A 20994-nucleotide genomic window follows, 5' to 3' on the forward strand; every position below is an offset into this window, starting at 1 on the left:
CGGCAAAGGCCCCGGTCCGCGCTCGTGGCGTGGGCCGGGGCCTTCTCCGTAGGACGGGGGGAACGGCATCGGGGGGACAAGCCGTTCCCCCCGATGAGAACCGGACCTGCAAGTCCTGCGCCGCGGTCAGGGGGGAAGCTCGCGGCGCGGACCCCGCAGTGCGGGCCGGTTCCAGAAGCCCTTCGGATTCCTGCCAGATCCTCCGGGCTCGACATCCATACTGCTCTGCCGTCACTCTTCCGGGGGGCGGCGAAAGGCCTCGATCTCCGGGCCCTTGGTCCATAAAGCCTCGGTTAGAGTGGCGCGGTCGTACGGCGGGGACAGGGGAGGGCTGAACAGTGGTGCAAGCGAGGAAGGTCGCGCTGTACGCGGTCGCGGTCTTTGTGCTGTACACGATCATCAACTCCCCCAAGCGGGCGGCTGATCTCGTGGGAGTAGGGTTCGAGGGCATTGCCGGCGCCGCGCAGGGCGTTGGCGAGTTCATGACGCAGCTCATCAATTAGGAGCCCTCTCCGTGATCCGCCATCTGGTCCTCTTCAAGCTCAACGAGGGCGTCAAGCGCGATGAGCCGCGCGTCGTCGCCGGCGTCGAGGCGTTCCGCGCGCTCGGGGAGCAGATCCCGGAGCTGACGTTCTGGGAGTGCGACTGGAACATCACCGACCGGCCGATCGCGTACGACTTCGCGATCAACTCGGCCGTCGAGGACACGGACGCCCTCCAGCGCTATCTGGACCACCCGGCGCACCAGGCGGGTGTCGCCCAGTGGCGCGAGTTCGCCACCTGGGTGATCGCGGACTACGCGTTCTAGTCACATCCGGAACGGTCCCACCCGGAACAGTCCCACACAGTCCCACCCGGAGCGGTCGCGCCCGGAACAGCCGCGCCGTCGAGGCCCCCCGCCGTCATGGTGGGGGGCCTCGCGGGTTTCCGGCTCACCAGGTCTTCCCGCGACGCCCGCCACTTCCCACGACTTGCCGAGCGTAATCCGCCCACATCCCGCTGACTTCCCGGCCGACATCCCCCCTGACCTCCCCCTGGCCTCTCCTTTTTGCGTCACCATGCCCTCAACACGTGGCTATACGGTGCTTGCACACAGTGGACATGTCTTGTGATGCTATGACCGCTTTTGACGGATGAGTTGACCGTAGTTGACCCAGTCGACCAGCAAGACCAGCCAAAGGGGTGGCGTGAACGTGCCGGCCAGTACAGCGCCTCAAGTCCCGCCCCAGCACGAGGCAGGCGGCGCGGAGACCCCGCGCCCTCGGCCCCAGAGCACTCGCGGTGCCGACACCCGCGCCCTCACCCAGGTGCTCTTCGGGCAGCTCAAGCACCTGGAACCGGGAACGCCCGAGCACCACCGGGTGCGCGGGGCCCTCATCGAGGCCAACCTCCCGCTCGTGCGGTACGCGGCGGCCCGCTTCCGCTCCCGCAACGAGCCGATGGAGGACGTCGTCCAGGTCGGCACCATCGGCCTCATCAACGCCATCGACCGCTTCGACCCCGACCGGGGCGTGCAGTTCCCGACCTTCGCCATGCCGACGGTCGTCGGCGAGATCAAGCGGTACTTCCGCGACAACGTCCGGACCGTGCACGTGCCGCGCAGGCTGCACGAGCTGTGGGTCCAGGTGAACGGCGCCACGGAGGACCTGACGACCGCCCACGGCCGCTCCCCCACGACCGCGGAGATCGCCGAGCGGCTGCGGATCGGCGAGGACGAGGTGCTCGCCTGCATCGAGGCCGGCCGCTCGTACCACGCGACCTCCCTGGAGGCGGCGCAGGAGGGTGACGGGCTGCCCGGACTGCTCGACCGGCTCGGCTACGAGGACCCCGCGCTGGCCGGCGTCGAGCACCGCGACCTCGTCCGCCATCTGCTCGTCCAGCTGCCCGAGCGCGAGCAGCGGATCCTGATGCTGCGCTACTACAGCAATTTGACCCAGTCTCAGATCAGCCAGGAACTCGGCGTCTCGCAGATGCATGTGTCAAGGCTCCTCGCCCGCAGCTTCGCGCGTTTGAGATCCGCAAACAGAATCGAGGCATAACCGGAACGGGTAGACCGGTTCGGAGCAGTTCTGCGGCGCCCCAAATGCCGTACACCCCTTGTTTCCTGCGGAAATGCACCGTCTGCTTGTCGACAAGTCACTACAGCGTGTTGCCGACATGTGACATTCTGCTGGAACCGAGTTTGCCGCAGCCCCGCCGCCGGTATTCAGGTGGAGGCTGCGTTCCTCAGATGGTCGCGGCCACCGCGACCGTCCGCGACCTCAAGGGGGTGGCATGTCCACAGAACTGGGCAGCTCGAAGGTGCTCACGCTCACGCCCGTTCCCGTGCCCACGCAGACGACGGCTCCGACCGCGGCCGAAAGCTCCGCCGGGAGCTCCGCGGACAGCGCCGTCGGGAATCACGTCGGAAGCGTCGTCGACACCGTGGAGAGCACGGCTCCGCCGCTGCCCACCACGTCCGGCGCCCTCGACACCCGCACCCTCTCGCGCTCCCTGTTCCTGCGGCTGCGTGCCCTCGCCGACGAAGGCGCCGCCACCGACAGCCCGGAGCGGACCTACGTCCGCGACACCCTCATCGAGCTCAACCTCCCCCTCGTGCGGTACGCGGCGGCCCGCTTCCGCTCCCGCAACGAGCCGATGGAGGACATCGTCCAGGTCGGCACCATCGGCCTCATCAAGGCCATCGACCGCTTCGACTGCGAACGGGGCGTGGAGTTCCCGACGTTCGCCATGCCGACGGTCGTCGGCGAGATCAAGCGGTTCTTCCGTGACACGTCCTGGTCGGTGCGCGTGCCGCGCCGGCTCCAGGAGCTGCGGCTCGCCCTCACCAAGGCCAGCGACGAGCTCGCCCAGAAGCTGGACCGCTCCCCCACCGTCCCCGAACTCGCCGCGGTCCTCGGGGTGTCGGAGGAGGACGTCGTCGACGGCCTCGCCGTGGGCAACGCCTACACCGCCTCCTCCCTGGACTCCCCGTCACCCGAGGACGACGGCGGCGAGGGCTCGCTCGCCGACCGCCTCGGCTACGAGGACACCGCGCTCGAAGGCGTCGAGTACCGCGAGTCGCTCAAGCCGCTGCTCGCCAAACTCCCGCCCAGGGAGCGGCAGATCATCATGCTGCGCTTCTTCGCCAACATGACCCAGTCGCAGATCGGCGAGGAGGTCGGCATCTCCCAGATGCACGTCTCGCGACTCCTCACCCGCACCCTCGCCCAGCTGCGCGAGGGCCTCATCTCCGACTGATCCGACGGATCCGAGTGATCCGAGTGATCCGACTGATCCGAGTGATCCGACTGATCCGACTGATCCGACGTCGAACCCGGCGGTGAGCCCGGCGGTGAGCCCGACGCCTGACCGGGCGACGGACTTCCGGAAAACCCCGCCTTGTTGACGGCCTGTCAGTCAGACTGTGGCCCATGAGGCGAAGGAAGCCGGGACTCGTGGCGGTGGCGCTCTGCCTCGGCGGGGCGCTGACCGCCTGTGGCGGCGGAGGAGACGGTGAGGGGTACGCGGCGGTCGGCGCCGGCCCCTCCCCGAAGGGCGCGATCGCTCCCTCGGGCGCGGTCACGCTGGTGCCCCTGGACAGCCCCACGGCGAGCGGCACGACATCGAGCACCTCGTCACCGGCGCCCACGCCGTCCTCACCGTCGCCAGGACCGTCGGACACGGCGGGCGGGGGCACGGCGTCCTCGTCCGGCTCCGCAGGCACGGCGGGCGCATCGGCCGGCTCGGGCTCGACCGGCAGCACAGGATCCGGTACGAGTTCCGGTACGGCTCCGGTGACCTCCGCGCCCGGCGGCTCCGGCACCACCCCTTCCGGAACGGCTCCGGGGACCGGCGGCGGCACCCCGCCCCGTACACCCTCCAGCGCTCCCGGGACATCGCCCGCACCCGGCACCGGCGGTCCAGGGCCCACCCCGGCCCCGACCACGGCACCGCCCCCCACGTCCTCACCCTCCCCCGCGCCCCGGCCCGCCGCGCTGACCGTCTCCGCGCCCGTTCTCACGGACACCGACCGGCGCTGGTGCGAGCAGGTGACCGTCACCTTCCGGAACACCGGGGGCACGGCGGCCCGTTCGGGCACGGTCACCTTCGCCACGCACATCATCGGCGCCCTCGGCATCGACTGGCGGACGATCGCCTCCAGCCAGCCCCTGCCCGCGCCGATCACCGCCGGGGCGACGCGAACGCAGACGTACCGCGTGTGCGTGGACTCCTGGCGGGTGCCGCTGGGCATGCGGATCGACACCCGGCAGGTCACGGCCGTCTGGCAGTGAGCGGCCGGCTCACCCTGACCAGGCCGTTCCGACAGCGCCCGGAACCGAGGGTGGGCCGGGTCCGCTCGATGCGGACCCGGCCCACCCGGGGTGTGCGGAGGAGTCGAGCGGGTCAGCCCAGGGCCAGCCAGGCGACGACCGCCAGGACGGCGATCACCGCGACGACGCCGACGATCAGGCCGACACGCGGCCCGGACGGCGCCGGCGCCGCCGTCAGCGGCTGCTGCCGCTGCGGAGCCCCCTCGTCGACGAAGGCGCGGAACATCTGCGTGCTGCCGGCGGGGTCGTAAGCCTCGGGGCCCTGCCCCTGGGGAGCCTGACCCTGGCCGTACGGTGCTTGGGGGTTGTGTGCCATGAGCCAGGACCCTAGCGAAGTGCGGGTGGGGGACCCAAGCCCGTAGCCCTCTCTCACGCCCGGCCCACACCGAAACCGCACCCCGATCCTGCCTCGGCCGCCCTTTGCCGATTCTTTAGCGCCGTTTGACCGATTTAGTTTGCCTGAAGCAACCATCCATCTCTATGGTTGCCCTAAGCAACAACATCCATGGAGTGCCCGATGGACCCGATGGACCCGACGGACCCGATGGATCCGATCGACAGAGGCAAGCGCTACGAGAACCTCGCCCGCCAGGTGAGCGCGATCGGAGCGGTGAAGCGCGGACTCGCGCGGACCCTGCCCGCCGACTGTCCCGGCGGCTCCGCCATCGTCCTCGCCCTGCTCCACCACCACGGGGACATGCGGATCAGCCGGGTCTCCGAACTGATGGCCGTCGACATGTCGGTCAGCAGCCGCCACGTGGCCCACACCGTGGACCGCGGCTGGGTCGAGCGACTGCCCGACCCCGCCGACAAGCGCTCCCGCATCCTGCACCTGACCTCCGCGGGCGAGTCCATGCTCGCCGTCCTCGACCGACGGCTGACGGACATGCTCGCTCGCACCCTCGCCGAGTGGTCCGACGACGACGTCGAACTGCTCACCGACCTGCTTGCCCGCCTCCGCGACTCCTTCGGGGACTGCCGGGCCCACCACGCTTGAGAACGAAGGAAGTTGATGGCTACCACCACACCTGCCACCGGTGTGCGCGGCGGGAGCGCCCAGCAAGGGGACACCGCGACGGACGGTGCCCCGATGACGCACCGGCAGATCATGGAGGCGCTGTCCGGCCTGCTGCTCGGCATGTTCGTCGCCATCCTGTCCTCGACGATCGTCTCCAACGCCCTCCCCCAGATCATCACCGACCTGGGCGGCGGCCAGTCCGCCTACACCTGGGTGGTCACGGCAGCGCTTCTCTCGATGACCGCGACCACCCCGCTCTGGGGCAAGCTCGCGGACCTGTTCTCGAAGAAGCTGCTCGTCCAGATAGCCCTGGTCATCTACGTCGCGGGCTCGGTCGTCGCCGGTCTCTCGCAGAGCACCGGCATGCTCATCGCCTGCCGTGTCGTCCAGGGCATCGGCGTCGGCGGTCTGACCGCCCTCTCCCAGATCATCCTGGCCGCGATGATCGCCCCGCGTGAGCGCGGCCGGTACAGCGGCTACCTCGGCGCGACCTTCGCCGTCGCCACCGTCGGCGGCCCGCTGCTCGGCGGTGTCATCACCGACACCGACTGGCTCGGCTGGCGCTGGTGCTTCTACGTGGGCGTGCCCTTCGCGTTCATCGCGCTGATCGTCCTGCAGAAGACCCTCAAGCTCCCCGTCGTGAAGCGCAAGGTCAAGGTCGACTGGGCCGGTGCCTTCTTCATCAGCGCCGCAGTCTCCCTGCTCCTCATCTGGGTCACCTTCGCCGGTGACAAGTACGACTGGATGTCCTGGCAGACCGCCGCCATGGTGCTCGGCGCGATCGCACTGGGCGGGATCTTCGTGCTCGTCGAGTCGAAGGCGAGCGAGCCGATCATCCCGCTCCGCCTGTTCCGCAACCGCACGATCACCCTGGCCTCGCTCGCCTCGCTCTTCGTGGGTGTAGCGATGTTCGCCGGCACGGTCTTCTTCAGCCAGTACTTCCAGCTGGCGCGGAACGAGTCGCCGACGATGTCCGGCGTCCTCACGATCCCGATGATCGCGGGCCTGTTCGTCTCGTCCACCGCCTCCGGCATGATCATCACGAAGACCGGCAAGTGGAAGGCGTGGCTGGTCAGCGGCGGCGCCCTGGCGGCCGGCGGCCTCGGGATGCTCGGCACGATCCGCTACGACACGACGTACTGGCACATCGCGATCTTCATGGCGGTCCTCGGCCTCGGCCTCGGCATGATGATGCAGAACCTCGTGCTCTGCACCCAGAACCAGGTGGATCCCGCCGACCTCGGCGCCGCCTCCTCCGTCGTCACCTTCTTCCGCTCCCTCGGCGGTGCGATCGGCGTCTCGGCGCTGGGCGCGGTCATGGCCCACCGGGTCACGGACTACGTCAAGGAGGGCCTGGCCGAGCTCGGCCCGAAGGCCGCCGGCGCCATGGGCCAGGGCGGCACGGGCGGCGGGATCCCGGACATGGACAAGCTGCCGGGCCCGATCCGTACGGTCATGGAGAGCGCGTACGGACACGGCGTCGGCGACGTCTTCCTCTACTCGGCGCCGTTCGCGCTGCTCGCCTTCGTGGTGACCCTGTTCATCAAGGAGGTCGCCCTGAAGAGCAGCACGGTGACGGCCTCCGAGGAGGGCTAGAAAGAGCTCCCGGCCGTGCTTCGAGCGGAGGCGCGGCCGGGTCGGAACGGAGCGGCGGGCAGGGGACGGCCCGCCGCTCCGTCATGTCGTGGTTTCACGGGAAACCACGGCCTCGATCACTTCTTGGTTTCACGGGAAACCATGGCCTCGATGCCGGCGACCAGGATGTCCAGGGCATAGGCGAAGTCGCGGTCCCAGATGGCACTGACGCTGCCGTGCGAGGCCCGCTCGTCGAGGATCTCCTGCATCCCCTCGATCTGCGCGCCGAACTCCGGGTCGTCCCGGAAGGCCTTGACCGCGTCCCCGTAGTACTCGTCCTGCGACATACCGGCCTCGGCCGCGCGCCGGCCGAACTGGGACTCGATCGTCCCGTAGCCGTACACGAACTGGAAGACCGCCGACATCGCGCTCGGCTGCCGCTCCAGCGAGAGGCCGGTCTCGCGGATCGCCTCGTGGATCTTCTCGCCGACCCCGACCGCGTTCGGGCCGATGTTCAGGTACTTGCCCGCTGACGGCGACATCCACGGGTGGTTCACCAGCATCCGGCGGTAGTCCAGGGCGAGCGCCCGGATCCGCTCCCGCCAGTCCCCCGCCGCGTCGACCGCGGCGAGGTCGATCTCGCCGTAGACCGTGTCCACGGCGTACTCGATGATGTCGTCCTTGGTGTCCACGTACCAGTAGAGGGACATGGCCGTGACGCCCAGCTCCGTCGCGAGCTTGCGCATCGACAGCTTGGCCAGGCCCTCCTCGTCGAGCATCCGGATCGAGGCGGCGACGATCCGGTCCCGGTCGAGCCCCGCCGGGCCGCCGCCGCGGGCGGCCCGGGTCTCCAGCCAGACGCTGGAACGCGCCGGGTTCTTGGCCCGGTCGGCTGCCTTGACCATCGCGTTCCTCCGTCTGTCAGCGGTCCGTCCCCATGCTAAGCAGCGACGGGCCGCTCGGAGCTCAGGGCCTTTTCCGTCCGCTCGGCCCGCCGGAGGAGGGCCGCGGCGACCAGACCGCCGGCGAAGACGGCGATCGCGCCGACGAGTTGGCTGGTCTGGAGGCCGGAGGCGAAGGCGTCGGAGATGTCCTGGCGCTCGGCCTCGCTGCCCGCGGCGGCGAGGGCGGCCGGGAGCGAGGTCGCGGTGACGGCGACGAGGGCGGCGAAGCGGGCGTTGAGCACGGCGCCGAGGACGGCGACGCCCAGGCCGTTGCCGAACTCGGCGAGGGTGCCGTTGATGCCGGCGCCGACACCCGCCTTCTCCGGCGGGATCGAGCTCATGATCGCGTTGGCCATCGCCGGGGACGAGACGGCGATGCCGCCGCCCATCAGGAGCAGGCCGAGGAGCATGCCCCAGTAGCTGCCGTCCGTGCCGCCGCCGAGCAGCGAGATCGAGGTGAGACCGGCGGCGACCAGGGTCATGCCGAGGACGACGGTGGGCGGGGTGCCGAGCTTCATGACGATCTTCGGGCCGATGCCGGTGAGGTTGAGGGCGACGATCGTCAGCGCGAGCGGCGCCATCCGCAGACCCGCCTCCAGGGGCTCGTACCCGAGCACGAACTGCAGGTGCTGGGTGAGCAGGAAGAGCGAGCCGCCCATGCCGAACACGACGAGGATCGAGCCGCCGATGGCGCCGACGAACTTCTGGTTGCGGAAGAAGTGCATGTCGAGCATCGGGTACGGGGTGCGGAGCTCCCACAGCGCGAAGGCGCCGAGGCCGAGGACGCCGATGACGGCCGGGACCAGGACCTCGGTGGAGAGCCAGCCGTGCTCGGGACCGGTGATGATCGCGTACACGACGGCCGTCATGCCGATCGTGGAGAGCAGTGCGCCGAGCAGGTCGGGGCGGTCCCCCTGGGGGTTCTTGGACTCGGGGACCAGCTTGAGGACGGCGACGAGCGCGACGACAGCGACCGGGATGTTGACGAGGAAGATCATTCCCCACCAGAAGCGATCGAGGATCACGCCGCCGATCAACGGCCCGCCGGCGAAGCCGAGCGAGGCGACCGTGGACCAGAGCGCGATGGCCTTGACCCGCTCGGAGTCGTCGAAGATCTGCATGACGACGGCGAGAGTGGTGGTCATGAGGAGCGCGCCGCCGACGCCCATGCCCGCGCGGGCGGCGATCAGCTGCGTGGTCGAGTCGGCGAGGCCGGCGGCGAGCGAGCCGAGGCCGAAGAGCGCGAGACCGGCGGCGAGGAGCTTCTTGCGGCCGTAGCGGTCGGCGGCGTTGCCCGCGCTGAGCAGGAGGCCGGACTGGACGAGCGAGTACGCGTTGATCATCCACTGGATGTCGGTGGTGGTCGCGTGGAGTTCGGAGGTCAGCGAGGGGATGGCGACGCTGAGCACGGTGTTGTCGAGCAGCACGGTGAGCTGGGCGAGGCAGATGACGCCGAGGATCAGCCAGCGCTGCGGATGGCCGCCGCCGGTGTGCGTGGCGACCGGGGTCGTCGTCGACGCCGTCATGGGCAAGACTCCTTGTACGGTGTACGGGACTGGGTCTCGTACACCGTACAAGGGCTCTCGTACGCTGTATAGCGATTATTCCGTCGTGGACTTCTTCGTGGTCAGGTCGTAGAAGGTGGCGCCGCCGACCGTGACCTTCCCGAAGGTCTCCGAGACCCACGTGGAGATCTCCGAGTCACCGCCGCCAGGACCGCCGCCACCGAGAAGCCGGCCGCCTTCGTCACCGCTGCTCCCGCCGCTGCCGATGAAGTAGTGGATCTTCCCCTCGGCGACGTACTGCTGGAACTGTGCGAGCGTCGGGGACGGGTCGCTTCCGTTGAAGCCGCCGATCGCCATCACGGGCTTCTCGGTGGCGAGCTGGTAACCGGCCGCGTTCTGGGCGCCGACCGTGGCCGCGACCCAGGTGTAGTCGTCGGCGTCCGCGAGGAGCGCGGCCTTCGCCTCCGCCCCGACGGCGGCGCCGTTGAGGAGACCGCCCATGCCGCCGCCGGGACCGCCCTCGCCTCGCGACGTGCCCTGAGGAAGGCCCTGGGGCGGGGTGCCACCGGGACCACCGGGCATCTGCCCCCGGCCCTGGCCCTGGCCATCGGGCATCTGGCCGCGACCACCGGGCATTTGTCCACCCTGCCCACCCGGAGGCATCGCCCCCATCTCGAACGACCGCATGCCCGCGCCGCCCGGACCCCGGCCGCCCATCGCGCCGCCCGCCGGGCCCGCCGTGACGATCGAGCCCTGGTGTCCGGAGCCCAGCGTCTCCAGGGTGTACGCGAACGGGCCCGCGAGCCCCGCCGCCAGGCCGAGCCCGGCCACCGCCAGCCCGAGGCGCCGGTCGGTCCGCCCCGCGAGGAGCAGCCCGAACGCGGCGACCGCGCCCGCCACCAGAACCGTCCAGCGCAGCCAAGGCAGCCAGTCCGGCGTCCGGCCGAGGAGCGTCCATCCCCACACCGCCGTCGCCGCGACCGTCACCGCGAGGGCCGCCGAGGCGAGCCACCGGGTCCGCTCCTCCCACAGCACCGCCGCGCCCATGCCGACGAGCGCCGCGAGGTACGGGGCCAGGGCCACCGTGTAGTACTCGTGGAAGATGCCGGCCATGAAGCTGAAGACGACGAGCGTGATCAGCAGCGAACCGCCCCACACCAGGAACGCCGAGCGTGCCGTGTCCGTCCGGGGCGCCCGCCAGGTGACGACGAGCCCCGCGACGAGCAGGATCAGCGCGGCAGGCAGCAGCCAGGAGATCTGACCGCCGACCGAGTCGTTGAACATCCGGCCGATCCCGGTCTCGCCCCAGCCGCCGCGACCGCCGCCACCGACACTGCCGGTCTCGTTGCCGTTGATCCGGCCGAGGCCGTTGTAGCCGAAGGTCAGCTCAAGGAAGCTGTTGTTCTGCGAGCCTCCGACGTACGGGCGGGAGGACGCCGGCCACAGCTCGACCAGGGCCACCCACCAGCCCGCCGACACGACCATCGCGAGTCCGCCGAGGGCGAGACGGCCGACGCGGCGGCGGATCGCGCCCGGCGCGCAGACCCCGTAGACGAGCGCGAGCGGCGGCAGGATCAGAAAGGCCTGGAGGGTCTTCGCGAGGAACGCGAACCCGAAGGCCACTCCGGCCCACACCAGCCACCTCGCCGCGCCCTTCTCCTGTTCCAGGGCGCGCAGCACGCAGTACACCGCGACCGTCATGAGCAGCGCGAGCAGCGCGTCCGGGTTGTTGAAGCGGAACATCAGCGCGGCGACGGGAGTCAGCGCGAGGACCCCGCCCGCGATCAGACCGGCGCCCGCGCCGAAACGGCGCCGGACGGCCGCGCAGAGCACCGCGACCGTGGCCACGCCCATCAGCACCTCGGGCACCAGGATCTGCCAGGAGCCGAGCCCGAAGAGGCGGACGGAGAGCGCCATCGGCCACAGGGCGGCCGGGGGCTTGTCGACGGTGATGGCGTTGGCCGCGTCGAGGGAGCCGAAGAAGAAGGCCTTCCAGCTCTCGCCGCCCGCCTGGACGGCGGCCGAGTAGAAGGAGTTGGCGTAGCCGGAGGCGCTCAGGTTCCAGAGGTACAGCGCGGTGGTCACGGCGAGCAGACCGAGGAAGGCGGGCCGGACCCAGGGGGCGTCCTCGGCGCGCCCGCGCCGGAGCCGGGCGAGGGGGCCGCCACGGGACGGCGCGGCAGGGGCCGCGAGGGGCATGGTGGTCATCGGTCGTTCCTTGCTGAAGCGCGGTCCGGGAAGACCCAGAGCCGGAAGAGGAGGAAACGCAGGACGGTCGCGGCGAGATTGGCGACGATCAGGACGGCGAGCTCCGTGGAGTGCGCCGGGTCGCCGGTCGCCGCGCCCAGGGCGGCGAGCGAGCCGCTCGTCAGGGCCAGGCCGATGGCGAAGACCACGAGCCCCTGCGCCTGGTGGCGGACGGCCCGGTCGCGGCCCCGTACGCCGAAGGTGAGGCGCCGGTTGGCCGCCGTGTTGGCGACGGCCGAGACGAGGAGGGCGGCGGCGTTGGCGAACTGCGGGCCGACGCCGAGCCGGAAGGCCGAGTACAGCGCGAGGTAGAAGAGCGTGGAGAGCGCGCCCACCACGCAGAAGCCGACCAGTTGGCGCGCGAGCCCGCCCGGCACTCCGCTGAGGTCGCGGTCGCGGGGGTCGTCCCCGAAGGGCCGGGCCAGCCGGTCGAGGGCGAGCGAGCCGGTCGCGAGGGCCCGCCCGACCCGCCACACGCCCTTGAGGTCGTCGGTCGCCGTCCTCATGATGTGCACGGTCGAGTCGGGGTCGTCGACCCAGTCGACCGGCACCTCGTGGATGCGGAGCCCGGCCCGTTCGGCGAGGACGAGCATCTCGGTGTCGAAGAACCAGCCCGTGTCCTCCACCATCGGGAGGAGCCGCTCGGCGACGTCCCGCCGTATCGCCTTGAACCCGCACTGGGCGTCGGAGAAGCGCGCGGCGAGCGAGCCGCGCAGGATCAGGTTGTACGCCCGCGAGACGAGCTCCCGCTTCGGCCCGCGCACCACCCGCGAGGAGCGGGCGAGCCGGGAGCCGATCGCCAGGTCCGAGTGGCCCGAGATGAGGGGCGCGACCAGCGGGAGCAGCGCGTTCAGATCGGTCGACAGGTCGACGTCCATGTAAGCGAGGACGGGCGCGTCGGAGCCGGACCAGACCGTCCGCAGCGCCCGGCCGCGCCCCTTCTGTTCGAGCCGTACGGAGCGCACCTCGGGCACCTCGGCGGCGAGGGCCGCGGCGACGGCCGGGGTCGTGTCGGTGGAGGCGTTGTCGGCGACGGTGATGCGGAAGCCGTACGGGAAGGTCCGGAGGAGGTGTTCGTGGAGCCGGCGGACGCACGGCTCCAGGTCCTTCTCCTCGTTGTAGACGGGGATCACCACGTCCAGGACGGGCCTTCCGGCGATGCTCACCGGGAGGTGCTCCCGGGCGGGAAGGGCGCCGGGAGTCCCGGACGCGGGGCCCGCGATCGTTGGAGTTCGCATGCCGACGACACTCGCCGTGGCCGCTGTCACGGCTGTGTGATGAGCCTGTGCCCTCGCTGTGAGTCCGGCGGGAAGTCCCTTCCCGCGGGCAGCCGGACGGTGAAGACGGTCCGGCCGGGGGCGCTCGCGACGGTCACCTCGCCGCCGTGGGCGAGGGCGACCGCGCGCACGATGGCGAGGCCGAGGCCGGTGGAGCCGGCGTGCCGGGAGCGGGAGGCGTCGCCGCGCGCGAACCGTTCGAAGACGGAGGACAGGAGCTCGGGCGGGATACCGGGCCCGTCGTCCTCGACGTCGACGAGCGCGTGCGGCCCGTCCGCGCGGACGCGGGCGGTGATCTTCGTGCCGGGCGGGGTGTGGGTCCGGGCGTTGGCGAGGAGGTTGACGAGCACCTGCTGGAGCCGGGCCCCGTCGGCGCGTACGGTCACGGCCTCGCCGTCCACCGGCAGTTCGAGACGCCAGTGGTGCGCGGGCCCGGCGGCGCGGGCGTCGCTCACGGCGTCCACGACGAGGGGGACGAGGTCGGTGCTCTCGTACGAGAGGGGGCGTCCGGCGTCGAGCCGGGCGAGCAGCAGGAGGTCCTCCACCAGACCCGTCATCCGGGTCGCCTCCGACTCGATGCGGCCGAGCGCGTGCCGGGTGTCGGGCCCGCACTCCTCCCGGCCGCGCCGGGTCAGCTCGGCGTACCCCCGGATCGAGGCGAGCGGGGTGCGCAGCTCGTGGCTGGCGTCCGCGACGAACTGCCGGACCCGGGTCTCGCTCTGCTGGCGGGCGTCGAGCGCCGAGTGCACGTGGTCGAGCATCCGGTTGATGGCCGCGCCGACCTGACCGACCTCGGTGCGTGGATCGGCCTCCGTCTCCGGGACCCGCTGATGGAGCGCCACCTCACCGCTGTGCAGCGGGAGCTGGGCGACCTGACCGGCGGTGGCGGCGACCCGTCGCAGCGGGCGGAGCGCCACCCTGACCAGGACGGTCCCGGCGATCGAGGCCGCGCCGAGCCCGGCGCAGGTGACGCTCAGCTCGACGAGGACGAGGGTGGAGAGGGCGTCCTCGACCTCGGTGAGCGGGATGCCGGTGAGGAACGAGCCGTGGGCCCCGGAGGCGTACTCGACCCGGTAGGAGCCGAGGCCGCCGGGCAGCTCGACGGTGTGCGGTTCGCCGTCGCGGGGGACGGCGGCGAGCGCGGACCGCTGGGCCGCGTCGAGCGCGGTGTTCCGGACGTTCCGCCCGTACGCCTCGCCGTTCTCCGACTCGGCCTCCGACGAGTACCCGGCGGTGGTCACCTCGCCGTCCACGAGGACCGCGCCGAGGGTGCCGATCGGAGCGCCGGGACCCTGGACGAACGCCAACGGCTCCTTCACCCGGATCGGGTCGGGCATGCCGGGCGCGGAGACCATGGAGACCGGGGGTCCCGACGCCCGTGCCGAGACCTCGTGGAGCTGCTCGTCGGCCTGGTCGTACAGGTACGAGCGGAACGCGATGGTCGTCACGGTCCCGATCACGGCCGCGACGACCGCGATCAGCGCGACCGCCGAGACGACGAGCCGGGTCCGCAGTGACCACGGCCCCCGACGACCTGCGCGCACGGGCTACTCCCCGGGCTTGATCAGGTATCCGGCCCCACGCCGGGTGTGGATCATCGGGGCACGGCCCGCGTCGATCTTCCGGCGCAGGTAGGAGATGTAGAGCTCGACGACGTTGGCCTGGCCGCCGAAGTCGTAGGACCAGACGCGGTCGAGGATCTGGGCCTTGCTGAGCACCCGGCGCGGATTGCGCATGAGGTAGCGCAGCAGCTCGAACTCGGTCGCCGTGAGGTGGATCGAGTCCCCGCCCCGCGTGACCTCGTGGCTGTCCTCGTCGAGGGTCAGGTCCCCGACCGTGAGCAGCGACTCGCTGCGCGCCTGCGCCGCCCCGGACCTGCGGATGAGGCCGCGCAGCCGGGCGACGACCTCCTCCAGGCTGAAGGGCTTGGTGACGTAGTCGTCGCCGCCGGCGGTGAGCCCGGCGATCCGGTCCTCGACGGCGTCCTTCGCCGTCAGGAAGAGCACCGGAACGTCGGGCAGCTCGCGCCGGATCGAGCCCAGCAGGCTCAGTCCGTCGGCGTCGGGGAGCATCACGTCGAGGAGTACGGCGTCGGGCCGGAACTCGCGAACGGAGCGCAGGGCGGCGGCGCCGTCTCCGGCGCTCCGTACCTGCCAGCCCTCGTAGCGGAGGGCCATGGAGAGGAGCTCGGCGAGCGAGGCCTCGTCGTCGACGACGAGGACGCGGACGGCGGTGCCGTCGGCACGGAGCATGTCGGCGCGGGTGCCGGGGCGGCGTGTGGTGACGGTCATGGTGCCCACGCTCGCCGCAGCCGCTGAGAGCCCTCTTTCCCTTTCCTGTGAATTCCCTGAGAAAGGGTGAAGGAAGGCCCGGGGAGCTGAGAGGGGCGCAGGAGCCGAGGGAGGGACAAGCAGCCGAGGACGGCCTCAGCGGCTCACGGTTTCACGTGAAACAGCGCGGCGCCGTTCTCGTACAGGACCCGCCGCATCCAGTCGTCCCCGAGCCCGAGGCGTTCGAGGGCGTGGAGCTGGTGGGCGTACGGGTACGGGATGTTGGGGAAGTCGGAGCCGAGCAGGATCCGGTCGCCGAGGTCGGCGAGCCGCCCGAGCTCCGTCGTGGGGAAGGGTGCGAGCCGCTCACTGAAGTCGGTGAAGGCCATGGTGGTGTCGAGACGCACGCCCTCGTACCGCTCGGCGAGGGTGAGGAAGTCCCCGTACTCGGGCATCCCCATGTGCGCGACGATCACGGGCAGCCGGGGGTGGCGGGCGAGCAGCCGCCCCATGGGCTCGGGCCCGGTGAACGTCCCCGGGGTGGGCCCGGAGCCGCAGTGGACGACGACGGGCGTATCGGTGTCGGCGAGGGTTCCCCACACGGTGTCGAGCAGCGGGTCCGTGGGGTCGAACCCGCCGACCTGGAGGTGCACCTTGAAGACGCGGGCGCCGGCACCGAGCGCCTCACGGACGTATGTGTCGACGCCCGGCTCGGGGAAGAAGGTCGCGGTGTGCAGACAGTCGGGGGTGCGGGCGGCGAAGTCGGCGGCCCAGGCGTTCAGCCAGGCGGCCATGCCGGGCTTGTGCGGGTAGAGCATCGCGGTGAAGGCGACGGCCCCGAACCCTCGCAGGATCGCGAGCCGGCGGTCCTCCTCCTCGCGGTAGGTGATGGGCCACTCCAGGCCCGTCAGGGGGCCGGCGGAGTCGAAGTAGGCCCAGACCTTGTCGAGGACGTTCTGCGGCATGAAGTGCGTGTGCACGTCGACGAGCCCGGGAAGCCCGAGGCGCTCGATCAGCGCCGGGATGTCACGGTCGCTCAAAGCTGTAGCTCCGTTCGACCTTGCCGATGTGAACGCTGTAGCTCTCGTACCAGTGCTCACGGCCGTGGGCCTTGGCGGCCTGGTGCTCGGTGTCGAGACGCCAGGTGTCGAGGGACTCCAGGTCGCGGAAGTAGGCGACGGTGATGCCGATGCCGCCGGGGGTGCGGGCGTACTCGTAGCCGAGGAACCCGGGGATGTCCTTGACGATGTCCTGCATGCGGGAGGAGGTCTCGGCGTAGCCCTCGGGGGCGTCGGGACGAATGGAGGTGAACAGGGCGGTGTAGTAAGGCGGTTCCAGGCCCGCCACCAGCTTCTGGGTCATGTGATCACCCTCGCGGGGGCGGGGCCGGGCTGTCCACGGTCGCAGGCCAAAGGGATCCAAGACTTTACGAAGCGTCAGAAGAGCTCGCCCTGAGCGCTCGGGGGTTCGGCCCCGACCACGGGAGTCACGGGCACCGAAAGCCCCTCGCCCTCCCCGGCCCCCTGGAGCACCCATCCGCCCATCAGACGGGTGTCGAGGGCGAGGCAGCGTCCTTCGGGGTCGAGCAGGTGCAGATCGGGACCTGCGGCGGCGAGCAGCCGCCCAGTGACGACACCGCCGTCGACGAGCTCGGTGACCGTCCCGGCGAGCGGCGGCAGCCCGTCGAGATGGAAGGCGCCGACGTGGTCGCGGGGGACGAAGTCCAGCGGCTCCAGGGTCTCCGTCCACCCGCCGACCGCCCGCGCGCGCCGGTGGAGCTCCTCGATCTCCCGGGCACGGTCCTCGACGGGCGGCAGGACGTGCCGTACGGCCCGCTTCCGCTCGTACGCGATCCGGTCGGGCACGCCGAGCGCCTGCCGCAGCACCTCCTCGGTCCGGCGCGCGGCCATGAGAGGCCCGCGCCCCAGCCAGCTGAAGGCGACGGCCCCCTGCTCCAGGAGCCGGGCCTCGCCCCGGGCCTCGGCGGTGATCCCGACCTTGGTCATGCCGGGCCCGAACCAGGCGAGATAGACGCGGTACGGCTGCGGGTCGTCCAGCAGGGTGTCCGCCGCGACGGAGTGCGCCCGGTCGAGCCGCGCGCACTCGGCGCACCGCCCGCCGGTGGCCCGCCCGGAGACGACGGCCTCCAGGGGACAGGGATTGCTCCGGGCCCCGGGACACCGCCGGACCCCGACGGCCCGAAAGGCAAGCCTTTGCCCGTACACGAGGGCGCTCACCCGCCCTCCCCGCCACCGCAGCCCGGGCTCCCCGCCGCCCCAGCCGATCCCCCGGCACCACCACTCCACGGCCCACGCCTCCCTACCCTGCTGTGGTGTCCAGTCTCCGCCACATCCGCTTCCGGTCCCCGACCTTGGGCCGGATCGTGCACGCCGACGCCTACCTGGTGGTGGCGGTGCCACCACCAGGTAGGGCCACGCCGGCTCAGGCCACGCCGGCCCGGGGCACGCCCCCTCAGGGCAGGACGTAGATCCGGGCGCCGTCGGTATCCGGAGCACCCACCTCCCGCATGCAGCCGCGCTCCAGAAGGATCCGGACGCAGTCACGGACGCGCTCGCCGGACAGCCCGGTGCGAAGGGTGACGTCCTGCGGCCGGTAGCGGACCCCGCCCCGCACGAGCGCGGGCGCGAGGCAGCAGGCGACGGTCCGCATGTCGCCGGTGATGGCCCAGGACTCGACGAGCTGCTGCGGGGTGAGCGAGACGACGGCGGCGCCGGAGCGCTGCCGGGGCACGGAGAGCCGTGCAAGGGAGTCGGCGGCCCTTGCGAGGTTCTCACGTGTCTCGCGGAGCAGCTCCGCGCGGTCGGCGTACTCGTCGTACGCGGCGTACACGGCGGCCTGCTCGTCGAACTCGCCCTCCAGCCGTACGAGCGCGTCGACGAGCTCCGGCGGCAGGAGGAACCCCGCGCGGACCGGCGAGGGTTCGAGTCCGTAGCCGCCGTCCCGCTGGACCGCCGTCACGACCTCCGCGACCCACGCCCGGAACGGCCCGGCCTCCGGTCTCCGGCACGCGCCCACGAGCTGGACGAGCCCGGGAAGGTTCACCATCCGGGCCGAGGCCCTGACGCCGCTGAGCGCGAGTATCGCGGCGCTCCCGGCGAGCTCCCCCGCCCCCGCCAGGCACTCCTCGGGCAGCGTCACCGTCCGCAGCGCCTCCCGCGTCCCGGCGTACCCCAGCCGCTTCGCCACGTCCACGACCGGGAACCAGTGCGTCCCGTCCGGCGCGGTCAGTCGGCGCAGTCGTGCCCCGGTGGCGACGTGCACCATGTCATCGATGTCGATCGCATCCATCGATCATCACCTCCACCTCGCAAGTTAGGCCGAGGGCATATTCAACTGACATGCAAATCAGACAGGTTCACCCAAAAGGGGAAGGCCCCCGGAACCCCGAGGGCCTTCACACCAACTGAGGCCCAGCCGGCCTCCATGACCTACATGCCCTACTTGGCGACGAACTGCGTGAGGATCGCCTGCACCTCGTAGATGTCGACGCCCTTGGTGAAGGTCTTCTGGACCGGCACCGCGTTGCCCGAGATCCAGATCTTCAGCTCGGCGTCGAGGTCGAAGGTGCCGGCGGTCTCGACGGCGAAGTGCGTGATGCTCCGGTACGGGATCGAGTGGTACTCGACCTTCTTGCCGGTGATGCCCTGCTTGTCGACGAGCACCAGTCGCCGGTCGGTGAAGAAGATCGTGTCGCGAATCAGCAGGTACGCGGCGTGCACCTGCTCCCCCTGCCCGAGCAGCCGCGCGAAGTCCTGCTGCGCCTGCGCCGGATCGATCGCGTGCGCGTTCCCGAAAAGTGCCATGCCCCAGCCCCCACTGATGAAGAAAAAGAACGATCATCAGACCTTAGCCCGCACAAGCCCCCCACGGGGAGCCCCCGACCACAGCGCAAGAGGCCCCGGAGCAACGCCGTCGGACGGGGGCGGTTGCCTCGACGTGAAGATCAAGATTCCTGGAGCGAGGGACGGCAGCTGCACCCACAGTCCGCACCCTGTAGCCGTGAAGCGCCCTCCCTCTCCGGTGACCGGGTCGCCTTGAGCGCCTTCCACAGTGATCGAGTCGCCTTCGTAGGCCTCCGGCTCGACCGCCTTGCCGTCGAGAAGCACAGTCCCCTTCGCGCTGCTCATGAAGGCCGTACAGCTCTGGGGGTCTCCGAGCTGGTTGATGACCGGCACGGTAACGGGACGACCGCTGGGGACTTGCACGCGCGCTTGACCTGATCGCCGAAGGTGCCGGCCAGGAACCACACATCGTGCGATTGATTGCGTCTGCAGGCCCTTCCGTCGGTGTCAGCGACAGGGTTGGCCTCCTTGGGCTCCGAGGCCGCCCATGTCCACCATCGGCCCTGTAGCTCCGCAGAAGGAAGACTCGCGTTCTTCGACACCGGTGGGGTGCTCGCCAACGCCGTCACCGATCCGGTGCTCGCGGCCCGGAAACGCGAGAGGCCCCGGACTCTCGTCCGGGGCCTCTCACTCATGTGCACTCGGCAGGATTCGAACCTGCAACCTTCTGATCCGTAGTCAGATGCTCTATCCGTTAAGCTACGAGTGCTTGTTTTGTTTTCCGTCTTCGCCCCCCGGCCTTTCGACCCGCTCGCGGCGACAGGAAGAACATTACATGACTGCCGCCGTCATGTGAAATCCATTCACCCCACCCCTTGTGAACTGCGAAAACGCCGCACAAGGGAGGTTCCGGGGAGCTGTGGGCGAGGGGCCTCGACTGGGGGTCTCGGGCCGGAAACCGCCGGAAAGAGACCGGGGTCACACCGGGTGCCTCGTGTCCGGAAACGGCCGAAGCCCCGGCCGTGGGGCCGGGGCTTCGGTAGGGGCGGAGGCGGAGGGATTTGAACCCTCGATGGGCTTTAAGACCCAAACCGCATTAGCAGTGCGGCGCCATAGACCGGACTAGGCGACGCCTCCATGCACCCCGCGCATACGCGAGTGGTGCGTGCAGATGATGACACAGGCGAACCGGCTGTCACCAATCGATTCTCACCGTACTAGGCCTCCGGGGTCCAGGGCAAAGCCCCGGGGACCCCGGCCGGGTCGTCGCGCCGCCCACCCGGCGCACCCCGCTTGCGCAACGCCCCGGCGCCCGGAGCGTTAGAGGGGCGGGGATATCGGGCCGGCCGCCCTTCGGCGCAGCGCATCTGTGTCCCCGTGTTCGTGTCCCGTGTCCCGTGTCCCGTCTTCGTCTTCGTGTTCGTGCCGTGCCTGTGTCTTTCGTCTTTGTCCGTCGTGCATCGCTGCTTCTGGAGATCCGTATGTTGCGCCGTCTCGCTCTCGCGACCCTCGCCACCACCGCCGCCGGTGCCGCCGGGTTCGGCCCCCTGCCGCCACTGCCCCTGCTCTCCTCGCCCGACAAGCTGACCGTGACGGTCGCCGAGAGCGGTTACCCCGCCGCCGACGGGACCTTCGAGCTGACCTGCGACGACCAGGCCGGCGGAAACCACCCGGCCGCCGAGGACGCCTGCGCGCGGCTGGAGGAGCACGCGAAGACGGGCGCGAACCCGTTCAAGGCCGTTCCGCAGGACGCGATGTGCACCCAGGTGTACGGCGGAACCGCCGTCGCGCACGTCACCGGCACCTGGCAGGGCCGCAAGATCGACGCGCGCTTCTCCCGCGTCAACGGCTGCGAGATCGACCGCTGGACCAACCTTCAGCCGGTGCTTCCCATCCTCGGCCGATGACCCGGTCGGGGACTCGCTCAATGAACGGCGGGCGGCGCCTCCCTTAGACTCCCTCCGTGACAGGCTGCGGCCCGAGGGGCAAGATGGGGCCCGCCTGCCGACAGGCAAGCACGTGCAGTGGGTCAGGGAGGAACC

Annotated in this window: 20 protein-coding genes and 2 tRNA genes; 8 read left to right on the forward strand and 14 right to left on the reverse strand. The window is 70.9% G+C overall.

Annotated elements, in window-relative coordinates; translation table 11 throughout:
- Positions 1-338: 338 nt before the first annotated feature.
- The 5 genes from ACWFR1_RS25320 (at position 339) to ACWFR1_RS25340 (ending at position 4274) form a co-directional block, all read left to right on the forward strand.
- The gene (locus ACWFR1_RS25320) at positions 339-503 is read left to right on the forward strand and encodes a hypothetical protein (RefSeq protein ID WP_453554834.1); all 165 of its coding nucleotides are present in this window, start codon (positions 339-341) and stop codon (positions 501-503) included.
- A gap of 11 nt (positions 504-514) precedes the next feature.
- Positions 515-808, forward strand: a complete 294-nt coding sequence (locus tag ACWFR1_RS25325) for a Dabb family protein (RefSeq protein WP_453554836.1) — start codon at positions 515-517, stop codon at positions 806-808.
- Positions 809-1193: 385 nt separating this feature from the next.
- Positions 1194-2039 (forward strand): RNA polymerase sigma factor SigF, encoded by an 846-nt coding sequence (locus tag ACWFR1_RS25330; RefSeq protein ID WP_055646141.1) that lies wholly within the window; start codon positions 1194-1196, stop codon positions 2037-2039.
- A 235-nt stretch (positions 2040-2274) separates the two neighbouring features.
- Positions 2275-3240: an RNA polymerase sigma factor SigF gene (locus tag ACWFR1_RS25335; RefSeq protein ID WP_453554838.1), complete on the forward strand. Its 966-nt coding sequence runs from the start codon at positions 2275-2277 to the stop codon at positions 3238-3240.
- A 173-nt stretch (positions 3241-3413) separates the two neighbouring features.
- Positions 3414-4274 (forward strand): hypothetical protein, encoded by an 861-nt coding sequence (locus tag ACWFR1_RS25340; RefSeq protein ID WP_453554840.1) that lies wholly within the window; start codon positions 3414-3416, stop codon positions 4272-4274.
- A gap of 112 nt (positions 4275-4386) precedes the next feature.
- Here ACWFR1_RS25340 and ACWFR1_RS25345 read toward each other — a convergent pair whose 3' ends face one another.
- Complete coding sequence (locus tag ACWFR1_RS25345) at positions 4387-4629, reverse strand: hypothetical protein (protein ID WP_453554842.1); 243 nt, start codon at positions 4627-4629, stop codon at positions 4387-4389.
- 201 nt (positions 4630-4830) lie between these two features.
- Here ACWFR1_RS25345 and ACWFR1_RS25350 point away from each other — a divergent pair, with 201 nt between their 5' ends.
- Both ACWFR1_RS25350 and ACWFR1_RS25355 read left to right on the forward strand, forming a co-directional pair.
- Entirely contained in the window at positions 4831-5310 is a 480-nt protein-coding gene (locus ACWFR1_RS25350) for a MarR family winged helix-turn-helix transcriptional regulator (protein WP_453554844.1), read from the forward strand.
- 15 nt (positions 5311-5325) lie between these two features.
- Entirely contained in the window at positions 5326-6927 is a 1602-nt protein-coding gene (locus ACWFR1_RS25355) for an MDR family MFS transporter (RefSeq protein WP_453554846.1), read from the forward strand.
- 116 nt (positions 6928-7043) lie between these two features.
- Here ACWFR1_RS25355 and ACWFR1_RS25360 read toward each other — a convergent pair whose 3' ends face one another.
- The 13 genes from ACWFR1_RS25360 to ACWFR1_RS25420 form a co-directional block, all read right to left on the reverse strand.
- Positions 7044-7811 (reverse strand): TetR/AcrR family transcriptional regulator, encoded by a 768-nt coding sequence (locus tag ACWFR1_RS25360; protein WP_453554848.1) that lies wholly within the window; start codon positions 7809-7811, stop codon positions 7044-7046.
- Between the two features lie 35 nt (positions 7812-7846).
- The gene (locus ACWFR1_RS25365) at positions 7847-9376 is read right to left on the reverse strand and encodes an MFS transporter (RefSeq protein ID WP_453554850.1); all 1530 of its coding nucleotides are present in this window, start codon (positions 9374-9376) and stop codon (positions 7847-7849) included.
- Positions 9377-9451: 75 nt separating this feature from the next.
- A complete protein-coding gene (locus ACWFR1_RS25370; RefSeq protein ID WP_453554851.1) occupies positions 9452-11563 on the reverse strand; it encodes an ArnT family glycosyltransferase in 2112 nt (703 codons plus the stop codon).
- A complete protein-coding gene (locus ACWFR1_RS25375; RefSeq protein ID WP_453554853.1) occupies positions 11560-12840 on the reverse strand; it encodes a glycosyltransferase in 1281 nt (426 codons plus the stop codon). The genes ACWFR1_RS25370 and ACWFR1_RS25375 overlap by 4 nt, the downstream gene beginning before the upstream one ends.
- A 26-nt stretch (positions 12841-12866) precedes the next feature.
- Positions 12867-14423 carry a sensor histidine kinase gene (locus tag ACWFR1_RS25380; RefSeq protein WP_453554855.1) on the reverse strand — a complete coding sequence of 519 codons (1557 nt, stop codon included), beginning with the start codon at positions 14421-14423 and terminating at the stop codon, positions 12867-12869.
- 3 nt (positions 14424-14426) lie between these two features.
- Entirely contained in the window at positions 14427-15170 is a 744-nt protein-coding gene (locus tag ACWFR1_RS25385; RefSeq protein WP_453554857.1) for a response regulator transcription factor, read from the reverse strand.
- A gap of 143 nt (positions 15171-15313) precedes the next feature.
- Entirely contained in the window at positions 15314-16189 is an 876-nt protein-coding gene (locus ACWFR1_RS25390) for an amidohydrolase family protein (protein ID WP_453554859.1), read from the reverse strand.
- Positions 16176-16511, reverse strand: coding sequence for an antibiotic biosynthesis monooxygenase family protein (locus ACWFR1_RS25395; protein WP_453554861.1), 336 nt, complete (start codon positions 16509-16511; stop codon positions 16176-16178). Before ACWFR1_RS25395 ends, ACWFR1_RS25390 begins: the two co-directional genes overlap by 14 nt.
- Before the next feature lie 74 nt (positions 16512-16585).
- Positions 16586-17455 (reverse strand): DUF2797 domain-containing protein, encoded by an 870-nt coding sequence (locus ACWFR1_RS25400; protein WP_453554863.1) that lies wholly within the window; start codon positions 17453-17455, stop codon positions 16586-16588.
- Between the two features lie 166 nt (positions 17456-17621).
- Entirely contained in the window at positions 17622-18458 is an 837-nt protein-coding gene (locus ACWFR1_RS25405) for a BRO-N domain-containing protein (RefSeq protein ID WP_453554865.1), read from the reverse strand.
- 149 nt (positions 18459-18607) lie between these two features.
- Positions 18608-18973 carry a PH domain-containing protein gene (locus ACWFR1_RS25410; protein WP_024756150.1) on the reverse strand — a complete coding sequence of 122 codons (366 nt, stop codon included), beginning with the start codon at positions 18971-18973 and terminating at the stop codon, positions 18608-18610.
- Positions 18974-19648: 675 nt separating this feature from the next.
- Positions 19649-19721 (reverse strand) — tRNA-Arg (locus ACWFR1_RS25415).
- A 277-nt stretch (positions 19722-19998) separates the two neighbouring features.
- Positions 19999-20089: transfer RNA gene (locus ACWFR1_RS25420), tRNA-Ser, on the reverse strand.
- A 344-nt stretch (positions 20090-20433) separates the two neighbouring features.
- On the opposite strand from ACWFR1_RS25420, the gene ACWFR1_RS25425 reads away from it, so the two are divergent.
- On the forward strand, positions 20434-20859 hold the full coding sequence (locus ACWFR1_RS25425; RefSeq protein WP_453554867.1) for an SSI family serine proteinase inhibitor: 426 nt from the start codon (positions 20434-20436) through the stop codon (positions 20857-20859).
- Positions 20860-20994: the final 135 nt, after the last annotated feature.

It is taken from the genome of Streptomyces sp. NPDC055103 (genome assembly GCF_053607625.1).